At 63.2% G+C, this 15,973-nt stretch carries 13 protein-coding genes; 8 read left to right on the forward strand and 5 right to left on the reverse strand.

Going from position 1 to position 15,973, the window contains the following annotated elements; all coding sequences use genetic code 11:
• Nucleotides 1-93 precede the first annotated feature (93 nt).
• Nucleotides 94-1,071, forward strand: coding sequence for an MDR family oxidoreductase (locus NH396_RS12435; RefSeq protein ID WP_253064084.1), 978 nt, complete (start codon nt 94-96; stop codon nt 1,069-1,071).
• A gap of 305 nt (nt 1,072-1,376) precedes the next feature.
• On the opposite strand, the gene dacB is transcribed toward NH396_RS12435, so the two are convergent.
• The 3 genes from dacB to NH396_RS12450 form a co-directional block, all read right to left on the reverse strand.
• The gene (gene dacB, locus NH396_RS12440; protein ID WP_253064086.1) at nt 1,377-2,927 is read right to left on the reverse strand and encodes a D-alanyl-D-alanine carboxypeptidase/D-alanyl-D-alanine-endopeptidase; all 1,551 of its coding nucleotides are present in this window, start codon (nt 2,925-2,927) and stop codon (nt 1,377-1,379) included.
• Between the two features lie 67 nt (nt 2,928-2,994).
• Complete coding sequence (locus NH396_RS12445) at nt 2,995-3,324, reverse strand: multidrug efflux SMR transporter (RefSeq protein ID WP_253064088.1); 330 nt, start codon at nt 3,322-3,324, stop codon at nt 2,995-2,997.
• A 4-nt stretch (nt 3,325-3,328) separates the two neighbouring features.
• Nucleotides 3,329-3,781, reverse strand: coding sequence for a PACE efflux transporter (locus tag NH396_RS12450; protein WP_253064090.1), 453 nt, complete (start codon nt 3,779-3,781; stop codon nt 3,329-3,331).
• Between the two features lie 140 nt (nt 3,782-3,921).
• Between NH396_RS12450 and NH396_RS12455 the strand changes: the two genes are divergently transcribed.
• Entirely contained in the window at nt 3,922-4,848 is a 927-nt protein-coding gene (locus tag NH396_RS12455) for a LysR family transcriptional regulator (RefSeq protein WP_253064092.1), read from the forward strand.
• A 6-nt stretch (nt 4,849-4,854) separates the two neighbouring features.
• Here the strand turns inward: NH396_RS12455 and NH396_RS12460 are convergent, their stop codons facing one another.
• The gene (locus NH396_RS12460; RefSeq protein WP_253064096.1) at nt 4,855-5,544 is read right to left on the reverse strand and encodes an SAM-dependent methyltransferase; all 690 of its coding nucleotides are present in this window, start codon (nt 5,542-5,544) and stop codon (nt 4,855-4,857) included.
• 477 nt (nt 5,545-6,021) lie between these two features.
• Between NH396_RS12460 and NH396_RS12465 the strand changes: the two genes are divergently transcribed.
• From NH396_RS12465 to NH396_RS12480, 4 genes are all read left to right on the forward strand, one after another.
• Nucleotides 6,022-7,896 carry a beta-ketoacyl synthase N-terminal-like domain-containing protein gene (locus NH396_RS12465; protein WP_253064244.1) on the forward strand — a complete coding sequence of 625 codons (1,875 nt, stop codon included), beginning with the start codon at nt 6,022-6,024 and terminating at the stop codon, nt 7,894-7,896.
• Nucleotides 7,897-8,139: 243 nt separating this feature from the next.
• A complete protein-coding gene (coaD, locus tag NH396_RS12470) occupies nt 8,140-8,649 on the forward strand; it encodes a pantetheine-phosphate adenylyltransferase (RefSeq protein ID WP_253064098.1) in 510 nt (169 codons plus the stop codon).
• Between the two features lie 10 nt (nt 8,650-8,659).
• Nucleotides 8,660-8,917, forward strand: coding sequence for a YfhL family 4Fe-4S dicluster ferredoxin (locus NH396_RS12475; RefSeq protein ID WP_176677991.1), 258 nt, complete (start codon nt 8,660-8,662; stop codon nt 8,915-8,917).
• A 570-nt stretch (nt 8,918-9,487) separates the two neighbouring features.
• Entirely contained in the window at nt 9,488-12,418 is a 2,931-nt protein-coding gene (locus NH396_RS12480) for an MASE3 domain-containing protein (RefSeq protein WP_253064100.1), read from the forward strand.
• 108 nt (nt 12,419-12,526) lie between these two features.
• On the opposite strand, the gene NH396_RS12485 is transcribed toward NH396_RS12480, so the two are convergent.
• Entirely contained in the window at nt 12,527-12,808 is a 282-nt protein-coding gene (locus tag NH396_RS12485; RefSeq protein WP_253064102.1) for a hypothetical protein, read from the reverse strand.
• 273 nt (nt 12,809-13,081) lie between these two features.
• On the opposite strand from NH396_RS12485, the gene NH396_RS12490 reads away from it, so the two are divergent.
• Nucleotides 13,082-14,416, forward strand: a complete 1,335-nt coding sequence (locus NH396_RS12490; RefSeq protein WP_253064103.1) for an MATE family efflux transporter — start codon at nt 13,082-13,084, stop codon at nt 14,414-14,416.
• A gap of 172 nt (nt 14,417-14,588) precedes the next feature.
• A complete protein-coding gene (locus tag NH396_RS12495; RefSeq protein WP_253064104.1) occupies nt 14,589-15,899 on the forward strand; it encodes a short-chain fatty acid transporter in 1,311 nt (436 codons plus the stop codon).
• Nucleotides 15,900-15,973: the final 74 nt, after the last annotated feature.

Below are 15,973 nucleotides of genomic sequence, written 5' to 3' on the forward strand. Positions count from 1 at the left end.
CAGGCACTGTGAGGTGACGCGTCTCGATCAGACGCCGTGACACCTTCACGCAGGAAGACCGCCAACACCCACGCCATCCACAAGGAGACAGCCATGTCCCGCGCACTGATGCTGCACGACGAGACCCCACGCGCCCGAGTCGTCGAACTCTCCGATGATCAGCTGCCTGACCTGCCTGTCACGGTGGCCATCGAGCGTTCCGGACTCAACTACAAGGACGCACTGGCCATCACCGGCCGTGGCAAGATCGTCCGTGAGCTGCCCTTCGTGCCGGGCATCGATTTCGCGGGTCGCGTCGAAGCCTCCGACTCGCCGGACTATCAGCCGGGCGATGAGATCCTCCTGACCGGCTGGGGCGTGGGCGAGCGCCATTGGGGTGGTCTGGCCGAGCGCATGCGCGTCAAGCCCGAGTGGCTGGTCAAGCGCCCTGCCAATCTGAGCGCCGAGCAGGCCATGGCCTTCGGCACCGCGGGCCTGACCGCCATGCTGTGCGTGATGCGTTTAGAAGAAGCCGGTTTGACGCCCGAGCAAGGCCCGGTGATCATCACCGGCGCCACCGGCGGGGTCGGCAGCTGGGCCGTGCAGATGCTGGCCGGGCAAGGCTTCGAGGTTCACGCGGTCAGCGGCAAGGCCGAACAACGCGAATGGCTCGAGTCACTGGGCGCGAGCGAGGTCCATCTGCGCAGTGATTTCGAGGACAAGGGCCGTCCGCTGGAAAAGAGCCGCTGGGCAGGCGCCGTGGATACTGCCGGTGGCCAGGTGCTGGCCAATCTGCTGGCGCAGATGAATTACGATGGCAAGGTGGCGGCCGTGGGCCTCGCGGCGGGCGCCGACCTGCCCACCAGCGTGATGCCGTTCATCCTGCGCGGTGTCTCGTTGCTGGGCGTCGATAGCGTCATGATCAACGCCGAACGCCGTCGAAAGGTCTGGCAGCGTCTGGCCGACCTGCCGGACGAGATGCACGCCCAGATGCAGCTCGAGACGGTCGGCCTGGAAGGCCTCGCCGAACGCGCCGAGGCGATGATCGACGGACGCGTCAGCGGTCGTGTGCTGCTCGACCCGACGCGCTGAAGACACTCGACGCACGACCCGCGACGGAAAATTTGCCCTCGCAGCGCCAAAAACGCTTCAAGTCCTTGATTGTTGCGGTGCAATAGCGATTTTGGCGTTAGCCAACGCCGTCACACAACGCTATGCTCTTGTTATCTCGTTGCGCCCTGTCGAGCGTCCCGAGTGCCCTCCCCTCAGCCATGCCGGGCGTGTGGAGGACCACCCCGCCTTCGGGCGGGGTTTTTTGTGTCTGTCACTCAGGCCATGAACACGAAAGCCCCGCCGATTGGCGGGGCTTTCGTGCCATGCGCTCGCGATCAAGGAGCTCAGTTGCGCTCGATCATCGCGGTCAGGTCCTCGGCGACCGGATCCAGCACCTGCGGCCAGGACAGATAAGGCACCGCCGCCCGGCCGTTGACCATCACCGCGAAGGCGCCCCAGCGGCCACTTTGCGTGCGGAAGTATCCCGAGATGGCGCGCACCGGCACCGGGTTGTTGAGCGTGCCCGTCTTGACCATCACGTGATTGCGGAAGGTCTCGCTGCCACGGCGGATGAAGCGCATCGGGCCATTGACCGGTGCCTGCAGACCCGCCACGAAGGTGGGGAACAGCGCCGGGCGGTGATACATGCTGTCGAGCAACGCCATCAGCCCACTGACGCTGGTGCGGTTCTGTGAAGTCAGGCCGCTGCCGGAGTACATCGTCAGCGGGCCGTGACCGGGAATCGCGCTGGCGAAGGTCTCGAGCTTGGCGCCGCCCTGGCGCAAGGTGGCCTGACTGCCGCCGACCAGCGCCAGCGTCAGCTGGTCCGCCATGAAGTTGTTGGAGTAATTGAGCATGCGCGTCAGCAACTCCTGCATCGGCTTGCCTTCGACGCTACCGAGCTGCGCGGCGCTGGCGGGCGGCGCCGTCGAGGTGATGTCCACCCCACCGGTCACCGTGATCCCGGCGCGCGCCAGGATGTCGCGCATCAGCTCACCGGTGTACAGCGCAGGATTGGAGACGGCGCGGTAGATGCTGCGCGGCTGGCTGTCGGCGGCGATGGTGCCGGTGACGACCAGCGTATCGCGACCGTTGCTGGTGGTGCGCCGGGCATTGATGGCGCTCTTGCCCCCCGCGCCGACCGTGGTGACCTGATTGTCGAAGATCTCGGTGGGCTGGGTGGTGTCGCAGCTGGCCAGTCGCGCCGGCGCCTGACTGCCCGCACCCGGCATCACCTTCACGCACCAGCTGGCATAGTTGCTGGCCGCGGACGACAGCAGCGCATCATAGGCATTGCTGGAACGCCGCGAGGCATTGCAGCGATCGGTACTGATGCAAGGCACCGGCCCGAAACGCCACTGGCTGATCAGCAGGCGCCCTTCGACGCGGCGGATGCCCCGAAAGCGCAGCTCCTCGGTCAGCCGCCACAGCTCTTCACTGGTCAGCGCCGGGTCGCCGCTGCCCTCGAGCACCAGGTCACCGGTCAAGACGCCGCCGCTGACCGTGCCCGTGCTGCGCAGACGCGTCGAGAAACGGTACTGCGGGCCGAAGCGGTCCAGCGCCGCACCGGCGATATAGAGCTTGGACAGCGAAGCCGGCGTCAGTTGCTGATCGGGATTGACCGAGGCCAGTGTCTCGCCGGTATCGAGCATGCGCGCCTGGGCACTGACGATGAAGCCCTTGTCAGTCAGGCGCGTCAGGTTGTCAAAGCCCGCCGCCTGCGCCGGGCCCGCCACGACAAGCGTCGCTCCGGCCACCATGGCCAGTCGGCGCAGCGAGCGCGTGAAACGCAGCGACTTGCCCGCTCCTGAGGGGCGCGCCGCCTTCAGCAAAGGCAACAGGGGAGACAGTCGGGAGGGTCGCGCAGAGGTCGGTGCAGTGCGAAATAGAAGCATGAGGCATCCAGTGACGTCGTCGGTGAGCATCCATGTCACAGCCGGGAGGCGCCGTGATGCCTCTAGCTTAATGAGGACTGGCGCTGGAAAACAGATGCAGGACGGCGACACCGCCCACGATCATCGCCAACCCCAGGATGGCCGGCAGGTCCGGCATCTCGCGATAGACCACCGCACCGAACACGGTGACCAGCACGATGCCGAGCCCGGACCACACCGCATAGGTCACACCCAGCGGCAGATCACGCAACACCAGCGTCAGCAGATAGAAGGCAATACCATAACCCACTATCACGATCAGGCTCGGGCCGAGTCGCGAAAATGACTCGGAAGCCTTGAGTGCGCTGGTCGCGATGACCTCCGCCAGTATGGCAAGTGCCAGGAAGACATAACTCATCGAATCACCTTGTGTTGTGTGGTGCGGCATGGTGTTGCTCACGGGCGGCCCTGCGCGCCAGCAGGCGACGCATCACGGCATCGAACAGCGGATTGAATATCATCGCCCAGACCAGGAAGAAGGCAACGAAGCCCAGATCCAGCAGCAATGCCTGCCACAGCCCCAGGTCGAGCCAGGCGGCCACGATGAAGACGGTTACCAGTACCAGACCGAGTTCGAAGCCGAGTGCCTGAGCGATGCGCTGGGTCACGCTGCGCTGGCGGGTCGGCACCCAGCGATCGAACATCCAGTTCCAGACCGTACTCCAGATCACCGCCAGTGTGGACATCACCACCGCCAGGCTGCCCATGCTCGCCAGATCATGCCCCGTGACCAGTGCCGACAGCGGCGCCACGAGCAGAATACCGCCCAATTCCAGCAGTCCTGCCTGGGCCAGACGTTCTTTCTTGGAACGCATGTCATACCTCCTCTCGATCACCGCGTGTGATGCCATAGGGCTGAATGACGCGGATGGAGGAGGCATTCTAGAGAGATACAAGATGGTTTAAAGTTGGTATCCATCTACTATTCAGATAGATCAAGGCGCGAGGCGAGGCAATGAACTGGACACTGGAGCAACTGCAGACACTGCGCTGCGTGGCGGAGACGGGCTCGTTCTCGGCGGCGGCGCGGCGTCTGGGTCGCGCGCAGTCCGCGGTCAGCACCGCCATCGCCAATCTGGAGCTGGACCTGGGCTGCGAGCTGTTCGATCGTCGCCCTCGCACGCCGGTGCTGACGCCCGCGGGCGAGGCAATGCTGCACGAAGCCAACAGCGTGCTGATGCAATGCCAGCGCCTGGAGGCACGCGCCCGCACTCTCAGTCAGGGGCTGGAAGCCAGCCTGACGCTGGCGATCGATGAGGCGCTGGTAGAAATGCCGCCGGTGATGGCGGTACTGGAAAAGATGGCGGTGCAATACCCGACGCTGACGCTGAATCTGCTCAATGGCGCGCAGGATGAGGTGGCCCGCTGGGTGGAGCAGCACCAGGCCAATCTCGGCATTCTGTTCTATCAGCCACTGGGTGTCATAGCGCTGGAGCGCGAGGCGCTGGGGAGACTGGAGCAGGTGCTGATCGTGGCACGCAACCATCCGCTGGCGCAGCTTGAGAGCCCGACCCACAGCGACCTAGCGGATCACCGCCAGCTGATGATCGGTCAACGCCAGCAGCTGGAACCCGGCCACGAGGGGCCACGCTCACAGCGCTTCTGGCAGCTCAACAGCTTCTATGCGATGGCAGAGCTGACGACGCGCGGACTGGGCTGGGCGCAGGTTCCGCGCCATATCGCCCACTACCCGCCCTTTCAGCAGCGTTTGAAGATTCTGGATTTGAGCGCGCTGGGCGCCACCGCCGACATCGATATCGAACTGATCTCGCGTCGCGACAGCCCTCGTGGCCCCGCGGCAAGCTGGCTGCGCCAGTCCCTGCGCGACACCTTCCACAACAGCCACGCCGCTATCGCCAACCAGAACCTGCCACCAGCGTGATTCGCGTCAGACCTGCAGCGAGTAGCGCTCGGGCGTGTGTTCAAGCTGGCATTCGAGTCGCCACAGCGCCTGGCCAGACTCGTGATACTTGCGCTCGAAGTGCGTCAGATAATCGCCCTGCGGTTCGAAGGCGTGCGCCGTCACCTCGATACCGGTGGCATGCCCGATGGCCTGAGCAAATTCCCGGGCGTAGATCTCCCAGTTGGTGCGCAGCTCCAGCTGACCGCCCAGCGCCATGATGATCGGGAATACCGGGTGGCCCTGCCAGCGCATCTTGAGATGACGCGCCTTGGGATAAGGATTGGGGTACAGCAGGGTATGATGCGCAGGTGCCCAGCCAGCGGCAAGCGCCAGGCGCCAGAAGTCGACGAGGTCCGCGCGGACCAGCAAGGCGTTGTCCGGCAACTCACCATGCTTGCGGCTGAGACGGTCTTCGCTGCGGTCCACGCCGATGACGGCATGGTCCGGGTGCGCCAGTGCCAGCTGGCGAGTCGATCGCCCGACGCCGCAGCCGCTGTCCAGCCACAGGGGCCTGCCCTGAGCCGACAACCACTGTTGCGCTTGCAGAAACGCTTCGCGGGTATGCTCCGCGACGGGTTTGCGCAGCGGATGCGCCATCGCACGGCGCACGCGACGCTCGATATCCTCGTGGGGGCCGGTCTGGGGAGAATCGATCTGGCGGGAGTTGGCGTACATCAGCAGTTCCGATAGCAACGGGCAGGAAAATCACGCGCGGAGTCTAGCAGATGCGCCTGCATCGGGCTGCGCCATATGGCATACAGCCCATCTGGGGTCGGCGGCGCAGGAAGGCCTGGACACAAAAAAAGGCGCCTGCCTCGCGGCACGCGCCTACACCAACTCAAACAGCCAAGACAGAATGTCAGCTTGCCTCTCGGAAATCAAACAAACGTTTAATCACGATTATATCGTGTCATGACAAGTATAAAACAGGCCAGTGGGACTCGCGCTGAGCGCAGAGATATCGCACAGTGTTCGCAGCAAGCGCTCGCTGGCGCGCCCGCGTATAGGCGGGGGTGCATGACGCCTGTATTGAGGGGGTGTTATCATCCGCTCATCATTTGGACGAATATCCGCAGAGGTATCGCCCAGACCAACGACTCACAGTATTTTTACGAGGAAAGCGGCTTGTCACACTTACCGGTGATCGTCGGCATGGGCGGCGTCAATGCCGCCGGCAGAACTTCGGGCCATCAGGCGTTTAGACGCACGGTGCTCGACTCCCTGCCGGAGACAGACCGTCAAGAGACCCTGCTGGGTCTCGCGTCGCTCATGAACCTCGCCCGCTGCGATGATCAGGGCCAATGGTTCGATGCCGAAGGCCAGCCCGCCGAGGCTCAAGCGCTTGCGGAGCGTCTGGCATATCAGGTGCTGTCCCACACCCTGATTCGTCGCATTGAAGACGAGCGCTTCAACGCGACCGGCATTCCTGCCAATCGTCAGTCAAAGCTGACACTGGACCAGGACTTGACCTTCACGCTGCGCAGCCGCCAGCTGCCGGAACAGCCGCCCGCTGACTGGCAGATCCGCGAGCTGGACAACCGTCATGTCGAAGTCACGGTACCGGCCGGTAAATTCGATGTCCTGCTGCCCGATCATCGTCAGGCGCTGGTGCGCGCCGCGGGTCAGCTGCCCAGCGGCTTCGCGCCGGAGCAGCTCTATCGCAGCGTGCATCACCCGCGCGGCCTGTCGATGACCATCTTCGGCGCCAGCGACTGCCTCGGCGACAGTGGCCTGGACTGGGATGCGCTGCGCGATAGCCTCGATCCGGACGATATCGCCGTCTACGCCGGCAACTCCATCGGCCAGATGGATGCTGAAGGCTGGGGCGGGTTGATGAAGTCCTTCGTGGCCGGCGAGCGCGCCACTTCCAAGCAGATGCCGCTGGGCTATGCCCAGATGCCCGCCGACTTCCTCAATGCCTATGTGCTGGGCAATGTCGGCGGCGCCGGTGCCGCGATGGGCGCCTGTGCCAGCTTCCTCTACAACCTGAAGCTGGGCCTGAACGACATCCGCAGCGGCCGTCGCCGCGTGGTGATGGTCGGCACCGCCGATGCGCCGATCACGCCGGAAGTCATCGAGGGCTTCCGCAGCATGGGCGCCCTGGCCGATGACGAGAGCCTCAAGGCCCTCGACGCGCTGGAAGTGCTCACCGACAGCGATTACCAGAAGGCCTGTCGCCCGTTCGCGCGCAACTGTGGCTTCACCATCGCGGAAGCGACCCAGTTCGTGATCCTGATGGCGGATGATCTGGCGCTGGACACCGGCGCTCGCATCATCGGCAGCGTGCCGGACGTGTTCGTCAATGCCGACGGCTGGAAGCGCTCCATCTCGGCACCCGGCGTCGGCAACTACATCACCCTGAGCAAGGCGGTGGCACTGGCCCGCGACATCGTCGGCGATGAAGGCGTGCGCCAGCGCAGCTTCGTGCACGCCCATGCCACCTCCACGCCGAAGAACCGCACCACCGAGTCACACGTGCTCAATGAAGTGGCTCGCGCCAACGACATCCAGGCCTGGCCTGTGGTGGCGGTAAAATCCTTCGTCGGCCACAGCCAGGGCAGCGCAGCGGGTGATCAGGCGGTATCGGCGCTCGGCAGCATGGCGACCGGCATCCTGCCAGGTATCCCGACGCTGGATGCCATCGCCGATGACGTGCATCACAGCAACCTCGACATCCGCCGCGAGGCGCGCGAATTCACCGCAGACGTCGCCTTCATCAATGCCAAGGGCTTCGGTGGCAACAACGCCAGTGGCGTGGTGCTGTCGGCTGACGTCACCCTGAAGTTGCTGGCGGCGCGGCATGGTGAGGAGGCACTGGCTGCCTGGCGTGAGCGCAGCGGTCTCTGCGAGCAGCGGCGTGCTGACTATCTGGACAAGGCACAGCGCGGTGAATTCACGCCGACCTATCGCTTCGGTGAAGGCGTGCTCGAAGGTCCGGAACTGGAGATCACGGATCGCGAGATCCGCATCCCCGGCTATGCGAAGCCCGTCTCGCTCAAGGTCGATAACCCCTTTGGTTCGCTGTAAGCCAGGTTCGCTGTAAGCCAGGCTCGCTGCAAGACCGGCTCGCTCCCCCTCCCGGGTTGTGCATCCGGTGACGAATCCCCTCGCTCGACTGGCAAGCCGCGCGAGGGGTTCTACACTCGGCGGACCGGAGGAGCCGTCGGCGCGACAGCCATTGCGTTACGGCCTTCTAAGGCTCCTCATCCTTCGTCGTCCACTGCAGCCGGCCACCAGGCTGACCCGCTGCCGACAGAGCTCGAGTTCGTCATGCCCAAGAACATTGCCGTCTATCCCGGCACCTTCGACCCGATCACCAATGGCCATACCGACCTGATCGAGCGCGGCGCCCGCCTGTTCGACAAGGTGGTGGTCGCGGTAGCTTACAGCCCCAGCAAACGCCCCGCGCTGCCGCTGGAGATTCGCATCGATCTGGCACGCCGGATTCTGGCGCATCTCGACAATGTCGAGGTCATCGGTTTCAGCTGCCTGCTGACAGAGCTGCTTGAGCAGCAGAATGCGCGTATCATTCTGCGCGGCCTGCGTGCAGTTTCCGACTTCGAGTATGAACTGCAGCTGGCCAACATGAACCGGGCCCAGGCGCCGCACGTCGATAGCCTGTTCCTGACCCCGGAATTACAGAACTCCTACATTTCATCGACCATCGTGCGCGAGATATCGCGTCATGGCGGTGATGTGTCGCGTCTGGTGCATCCGCTGGTGGCCGAGACCCTCGCCCGGCATTTCTCCGCTACCGACGACGACACCGCCACAAGCTGAGGACAGCATCATGGCCCTGATCATCACTGATGAGTGCATCAACTGCGACGTCTGCGAGCCGGAATGTCCCAATGGGGCCATCTCGCCGGGGGAAGAGATCTACGTCATCGACCCGGACCTGTGCACCGAATGCGTCGGACACTTCGATGAGCCGCAATGTCAGCAGGTCTGCCCTGTCGACTGCATCCCGCTCGACCCGGACAACAAGGAAAGCCAGGAAGAGCTGATGGACAAGTACCACATCATCACGGCCGCTCTCGGCAACTGATTACCGCCTGCTCCGGCAGCCGTCATGGCGATGATATGGCCTGTACTGCGCCACATCCATCGTGACGGCTGCTGCTTGCTTATTGCCTGACACCTCCTGCTCTCCCCGCAAGCCCTCACTGCAAACCCTCTTCTCAAGCTAACCCCGATAGACCTTCCTGTAGCCCCTTTCCTCAAGCTCTCTCTTCATGCCCTTCCCTCAGGCACGGCCCTGACTGACGCTTCAGCGCCTGACTCGCCAACGCGGTGCCTCTTGCTGCAAGAAACCAACGGGTAACGTAGTCGACTGGCACTAACACCGACTGGCAATACACTTCGCTCACTATCAGGACCTTTCCCGGTGCGCTGCCCGCCATTGCCTACTCCCATCGGCCCCGCTGCTGGCCTCACTGCTGACATGGCCAGACAGAATCGTGGCTACCAACCTGCTCTCGTCCCCTGCATAAACGGCGATTCAATCAATATCAAACGCTACACCAGGTTATTTTCTGTTAGTATAATGTAAGCAAACTGTTCTATCCTGTAGTTATCCATTCACCGGTCATCCCCTTTTCACGCGCACGGATTGCCCATGTCCTCTCACTCTCTCTCTACTGCTCTCAAGCACTCCTTCTTGGGGACACGCACACAGCTGCCCAATGCCGGCACAGGGATGCTGCTTGTCATGCTGGCGATCATGGTGGTCTTGATCGTGGTGCCGCGTCCGCAGCTGTTCAGCTCGGTCGAACAGTACCTTGTCCCGCATTCACTGCTGGAAATGGGTGCGATACTGGTCGCTCTGATGTCTGCCGTCTCCATCTTCCAGGGGCACCGTCGGACACTGCCGACCAGCTTTCTGGTCATGGGGTGCGCCTTCATGCTCTCCGCCTTCTTCGACATGGTGCATATCTTCAGCTACGACGGCATGCCGGACTTCGTCAGCGAGGCCTCCGTCAGCAAGGCCATCCACTTCTGGCTGGCAGGACGGACCGCCTTCATCATCGCCCTGTTGGCTCCCTGTCTGCTGACGGCACGCCCCGTGCCGCGTCGCTATCTGCCCGTGGCCTTTGGCGTGACACTCGCCATCGGGCTAATGGTGAGCTGGATAGGCCTCTTTCATCTCGACTTCCTGCCAGAGACCTTCATCGTCGGCAGCGGCCTGACCGCCTGGAAGATCGGCTATGAATGGGCCCTGGCGCTGAGCGCTGCGCTGGCCGCGGTACTTCTACTTGGCGCGCGCCGACTGCCTGAAGGCACCAATGCCGGCTGGCTGGCGATCGCTGCGCTGGCCACGGGGATATCCGAGCTTTGCTTCACGCTCTATGCCACTGCCTTCGATGTCTTCAATCTGCTCGGCCATCTGTACAAGGTGGTGGCCTACGCGATGATCTATCACGCCATCTACTCATCGCGCATGGTCTACCCCTATCAGCAGCTGCAGAAGATGAGTGACGCCCTGGGCGAGGCCGAACAACGCTGGCAGTTCGCGCTGGAAGGCTCAGGCGCTGGCGTCTGGGACTGGAAGCAGGATACCGATCATGTCTTCTACTCTGCGCAGTGGAAGGCGACGCTCGGCTTCCAGGAACACGAGATCGGCAGCAGTTTCGATGAGTGGAAGTCACGCATCCATCCGGATGACATGCCGCGCACCCTAGACGACCTGAAACAGCACTTTGAAGGTCACAGCGCTGAATATCGCAACGAGCACCGCATGCTGACGCGCAACGGTGAATGGAAATGGATTCTCGATCAGGGACGCGTGGTGGAACGTGCCGAGGATGGCAGACCCCTGCGCATGATCGGCACTCACAGCGATATCGACTGGATCAAGGAACAGCAGCAACGCCTGATCAGCAGCCGCGCCCGTCTGCGCTCCATCTATCATTCCGCCCCAGTGGGCATCATCGTCGCCAACGGGGATGGCACCATCGCGGATGCCAACTCGACCATGCATGCCCTGCTGGGCAAGAGTGATACCGAGCTTTTCCAGCAATCGCTGTGGGGGCTGTTCTCACTGGATGAGATCAGTCGCATGAAACGTGCCTGGGGCCAGCTGCAACGCGAAGGCGGCAGCTTCCAGGACGAATACCACATGCAGACTGACTCGGGGCAGATGTTCTGGGCGGAAGTCACCCTCACCCCGCTGGAGGGCGAAGAGCGCACCCTGGTATTGATCAACAATATCGAGGACCGCCGTCGCGCCATCGAGCTGCTCGAGGAGAATGCAGCCCTGTATCAGGAAGTCTTCAGCACCGGCAACGCCATCAAGCTGCTGATCGACCCGGAGCTTGCCGAGATCATCGATGCCAATCCGGTCGCCGCCGACTTCTATGGTTACAGCATCGGCGAAATGTGCGGTATGCCATTGGGCCGTATCAACGTGCTGGCCAGCCAGTCGCTCTCCAAACGCATCCGTGCGGTCGTCAATCGTACCGACAACCACTTCGAGGCCAGCCACCAGCTTGCCAACGGTGAATTGCGTGATGTCGAGATCTTTACCGGCCCGGTGGACCTGAACGGCCGCACCCTACTGTTCTCCATCGTTCACGACATCACCGATCGCAAGCGTGCCCAGCGCGACCTGCAGATCGCCAACCTCAAGCTGTCGCGACTTTCAGAGAGCCGCAGCCAGATCCATCACCTCGCGGAATCCCTGCTGACCTGCTCCCAGCTCGATGAGGTCATCACCCAGCTCAATGTTCGTCTGCCCAGCCTGTTCGCCGGCTGCGAAGGCAGCGTGACCCTGCATGACCCAAACGACATCCATCAGACGATGCATATCAACTGGGGGACACCACCCACCGACGCTCGTCACCTCAAGCAGACGCTGACGGTCGGGGATGGCCAGGCGGGGGAATTCGTGCTGCTGATCCCGCCGGAAGAGGACAGCCTGGAGCGCTTTCAGTCCCTGGCGGAAGATGTCAGCAACCTGGTGATGCTGGCACTGGCCGACCTGCAGCTGAAGCGGGGCCTGGCACACGAGGCGCGCAAGGATACGTTGACGCGTCTCTTCAATCGCCGTCACCTCGATGAAGTGCTGCCCCAGAAACTGGCAGAGGCCAGCATCGGCAACCCACTGTCCCTGGTGGTGCTGGATCTCGACCACTTCAAGCAGGTCAACGATACCTACGGCCACGAGATGGGTGATCAGGTCCTCACGCGTCTGGCCAACCTGATACGTGAGTCGCTGCGCAGCTCCGATGAAGCCTGTCGCTACGGCGGCGAAGAATTCGTGATCCTGATCCCCGGTGCCAGCGCAGCGGTGTCACGCGCTCGGGTCGAGGCCATTCTCGAAGCCTTCCACGAAGAAGTCTTCGAGCATGAGACGCTGGGGCCGCTGACCGGCCTGAGCTTCTCCGCGGGGGTCGCCAACGCGCCGCATGACAGCCAGGCCACCGATGCGCTGTTCAACATGGCCGACAATGCGCTCTATGAGGCGAAACGCGCCGGACGCAAACGCGTGCTGTGCTTCAACTCACTGCCGCCCCCAGCCGATAGCCATGCCAGACACCCCGCGCATTGACCGCCGCTCTCACCGCCCCTTCAGACACGACAACGCCGACCCTCGAGGTCGGCGTTGTCGTGTCCAGACTTGAGCGGCGCATTCTTACCAGCCGCGATCAGGAGATATTCAATCCCAATCGACCCGCGTGGTCTTGCACCCCAGGCAGCGAGCGAAGGTCGCCTGCGCCGGGGTCGCGACCAGTACGCGCGCCGTCTCATCGATATTCTGCCCCATGGCCGCGAAGGGAGCCGACACGACGAAGATGGCAGCACCGACGACGGTCGTGGCCAGCAACAGTGGACGTCCGATAAGAGCATCGGCCACCATCATGCCTGCGCTGGGTGTGTCGTCACCCTGCTCGCTGGGCAGCTCGATGGCCTGCACCGGCGACGCCAGCATCAGCGTCATGCCAGCTGCTGCAAGCCCAGTGCGCAATCGCGTGCTTCGCTGAAGAATCGTGCGTTTCATAGTCAGTTCCCTTGCGTACGGACGCTCCATGCGTCCCTGTTATGGGGCTTCGCGCCAGTGGATCTCTCGGCTGGCGCATGGCAGGCCTTGCCATCAAGTCACCAGAACTAGATTAGCGCTCCAGCGCCATTACGCCCAGCCCTGCCAGGCCTTATCCTGATCAACGCGAACGCTCCCGGCTGACGTTACCTTCTCCCCTCATTCGGACCCAACATGCCCACCCCTTCCCTGAAGACCGCCACACTGCCTTCCGCCGATCGCCATATGTGGCGCCTGGCCTGGCCCATCATCCTTTCCAACATTTCCGTGCCGTTGCTGGGGCTGGTGGATACCGCCGTGGTCGGGCATCTCGAGGATGCGGTGTATCTGGGGGCGGTCACGCTGGGCGCGGTCCTCTTCAGCTTCCTGTACTGGGGCTTCGGATTTCTGCGCATGGGCACGACCGGCATGACGGCACAGGCTCATGGCCGTGAAGACCACGATGGCCTGCGCACCCTGCTGGGCCAGGGCATCGGGCTGGCGCTGGCCATCGGGCTGGTGTTGATCATCGCCGGCTCGCCGCTGATCACCCTGGGGCTATCGCTGATGGAGGCAAGCGAGACCACGCGCGCCCTGGCCCATGACTACGCCAGCATCCGGCTGTGGTCGGCACCGGCCGTGCTGATCAACTACGTGATTCTGGGCTGGTTCCTGGGGCTGGGGAATTCGCGCGTCACGCTCGGCATCCTCGTGCTGACCAATGGCGTCAACATCCTGCTCGATCTTGCCTTCGTGCCCGGGCTGGGCATGACCAGCAATGGCGTGGCGCTGGCCAGCGTGATCGCCGACTACTGTGCGCTGGCCACGGGCCTGTGGCTGGTCGCCCGCCAGCTCAGACGCATGTCGGGGCGCAGTGATCGCGCAGCGCTGCTGTCTCTGCCCGCCTGGGGCGCGCTGATCCGCGTCAATCAGCATCTGTTCGTGCGCACCTTGTGCCTGCTGGGCGCGACGGCCTATTTCACCTCACAGGGTGCCAGCTTCGGGGATGATGTTCTGGCGGCCAATGCGGTGTTGCTGCAGTTCGTGATGATGACGTCCCATGCACTGGACGGCTTCGCCCAGGCGGCGGAGTCAGAGGTCGGGCGAGCCGTCGGCCAGAACGACTGGCAACGCTTCGCGCGCAGCGTGGGGGCGGCAACCCGTTTCTCCTTGATCACCGCGACAGCGGCCAGCGGCCTGCTCTGGCTCTGCGGGCCGGCGTTGATCCACCTGCTGACCGACATTCCCGAAGTGCGCGCCCTGGCCACCCTCTATCTGCCCTGGATGGTCGCCCTGCCCCTGGTCGCGGTGTGGAGCTACCTGCTGGACGGCATCTTCATCGGTGCCACGGCGACGCGTGAAATGCGCAATACGCTGGTGATATCCCTGCTGGCCTTCATCGGCCTGTGGCCGCTGCTCGAAGGCTTCGGCAATCATGGACTGTGGCTGGCCTTCCTGCTGTTCACCAGCGTGCGTTCTGCCGTGCTCGGCGGCTACTACCTGCATCATCGCCGCCATCATTGGCGCTAGTGCCATGCCAGTTGGCTGAAGCCTCCAGCAGGTTGATGCAGCGCTGAAAGGCTTGCCGCTGGCATTGGCGTGCCACTCGACCATCGCGCGATATTCTCTTGGTAGCGAATGGACTAATGTGAGCGTGCCAACCCGTTTCCCATACTGATAAAAAGCCAACAGGGACTCCCACATGCTGCAATCGCTATCACGGCCAGCCGTCAAGCTGGTTGAGCGCTATCTGCCTGACCCCTATATCTTCGTCCTGTTGCTGACTGTCGTTGCAGCAGCAGCCGCCATGCTCATCGAACAGCGCTCCCCCACTGAGGTGATGCGCTATTGGGGCGATGGTTTCTGGAATCTGTTGACCTTCTCGATGCAGATGCTGCTGGTGTTGATCTCAGGCTTCATGCTCGCCAACACCCCGCCGGTGAAGAAAGGCCTGGCCAGCATCGCCTCGCTGGCCAGAACGCCCGGCAGCGCCATCATGCTGGTCACCTTCGTATCGCTGATCGCCAGCTGGATCAACTGGGGCTTCGGACTGGTGATCGGGGCACTGTTCGCCAAACAGCTAGCCAGGATGATCAAGGTCGATTATCGCCTGCTGATCGCCAGTGCCTACTCCGGTTTCGTGATCTGGCATGCGGGCATCTCGGGCTCGATTCCGCTGACCATCGCCACCGCGGGCCACTTCACCGAGGAAAGCATCGGCATCGTGCCCACCTCGGACACCATCTTCGCCTTCTTCAATATCGCCATCGTCGCGGCGCTCTTGATCATCATGCCGCTGGTCAACCGCGCCATGATGCCCTTCGAGAAGGAAAGCGTGTACGTGGACCCGGCCCTGCTCGAGGAGAAGCACACCGAGATCAGCGACCAGCCTCGTCCCGCCGAGCGTCTCGAGAACTCGCCGATTCTCGCCTGGGTTGTCGGCCTGTTCGGCCTCGCCTGGCTGGTGGATCACTTCGTGATCCGTGGCGGCGGGCTGAACCTGAACGTGATCAACTTCAGCTTCCTGTTCCTGGCCATCGTGCTGCATGGCACCCCGCGCAAGCTGCTGGACAGCCTGAATGAAGCCATCAAGGGTGGCGCCGGCATCGTCATCCAGTTCCCCTTCTACGCCGGCATCATGGCGATCATGGTGCAGTCGGGACTGGCCGCCACGCTGTCCGAAGGCTTCGTGTCGATTGCCACCGCCGACAGCCTGCCGTTCTGGTCCTTCATCAGTGCCGGTGTCGTCAATCTGTTCGTGCCCTCCGGTGGCGGTCAGTGGGCCGTGCAGGCACCGGTCATGATTCCCGCCGCCCAGGCATTGGGTGCCGACCTGCCGCGCGTCGCCATGGCCGTCGCCTGGGGCGATGCCTGGACCAACATGCTGCAGCCCTTCTGGGCATTGCCGGTGCTCGCCATCGCCGGCCTCAAGGCCAAGGACATCATGGGCTTCTGCCTGGTGCAGCTGCTGGTGACCGGCATCATCATCTCGCTGGGTCTGACGCTGCTCTGATACCTGGCTGACGGCGGCGTCAGCCAGCCATTCAGATAGCCTTACCGATAACCCCGCAAGCTCCTTGCCCCCAC

The organism is Cobetia sp. Dlab-2-AX (genome assembly GCF_024124625.1).
Taxonomy (GTDB): Bacteria; Pseudomonadota; Gammaproteobacteria; order Pseudomonadales; family Halomonadaceae; genus Cobetia.

Bases quoted from the DNA above. Each gene is read 5' to 3' on its own strand.
- coaD (WP_253064098.1), top strand. From the start codon at position 8,140: ATGCCCAAGAACATTGCCGTCTATCCCGGCACCTTCGACCCGATCACC.
- dacB (WP_253064086.1), bottom strand. From the start codon at position 2,927: ATGCTTCTATTTCGCACTGCACCGACCTCTGCGCGACCCTCCCGACTG.
- NH396_RS12465 (WP_253064244.1), top strand. From the start codon at position 6,022: ATGGGCGGCGTCAATGCCGCCGGCAGAACTTCGGGCCATCAGGCGTTT.
- NH396_RS12460 (WP_253064096.1), bottom strand. From the start codon at position 5,544: ATGTACGCCAACTCCCGCCAGATCGATTCTCCCCAGACCGGCCCCCAC.
- NH396_RS12480 (WP_253064100.1), top strand. From the start codon at position 9,488: ATGTCCTCTCACTCTCTCTCTACTGCTCTCAAGCACTCCTTCTTGGGG.
- NH396_RS12435 (WP_253064084.1), top strand. From the start codon at position 94: ATGTCCCGCGCACTGATGCTGCACGACGAGACCCCACGCGCCCGAGTC.
- NH396_RS12455 (WP_253064092.1), top strand. From the start codon at position 3,922: ATGAACTGGACACTGGAGCAACTGCAGACACTGCGCTGCGTGGCGGAG.
- NH396_RS12495 (WP_253064104.1), top strand. From the start codon at position 14,589: ATGCTGCAATCGCTATCACGGCCAGCCGTCAAGCTGGTTGAGCGCTAT.
- NH396_RS12445 (WP_253064088.1), bottom strand. From the start codon at position 3,324: ATGAGTTATGTCTTCCTGGCACTTGCCATACTGGCGGAGGTCATCGCG.
- NH396_RS12450 (WP_253064090.1), bottom strand. From the start codon at position 3,781: ATGCGTTCCAAGAAAGAACGTCTGGCCCAGGCAGGACTGCTGGAATTG.
- NH396_RS12490 (WP_253064103.1), top strand. From the start codon at position 13,082: ATGCCCACCCCTTCCCTGAAGACCGCCACACTGCCTTCCGCCGATCGC.
- NH396_RS12485 (WP_253064102.1), bottom strand. From the start codon at position 12,808: ATGACGCTGATGCTGGCGTCGCCGGTGCAGGCCATCGAGCTGCCCAGC.
- NH396_RS12475 (WP_176677991.1), top strand. From the start codon at position 8,660: ATGGCCCTGATCATCACTGATGAGTGCATCAACTGCGACGTCTGCGAG.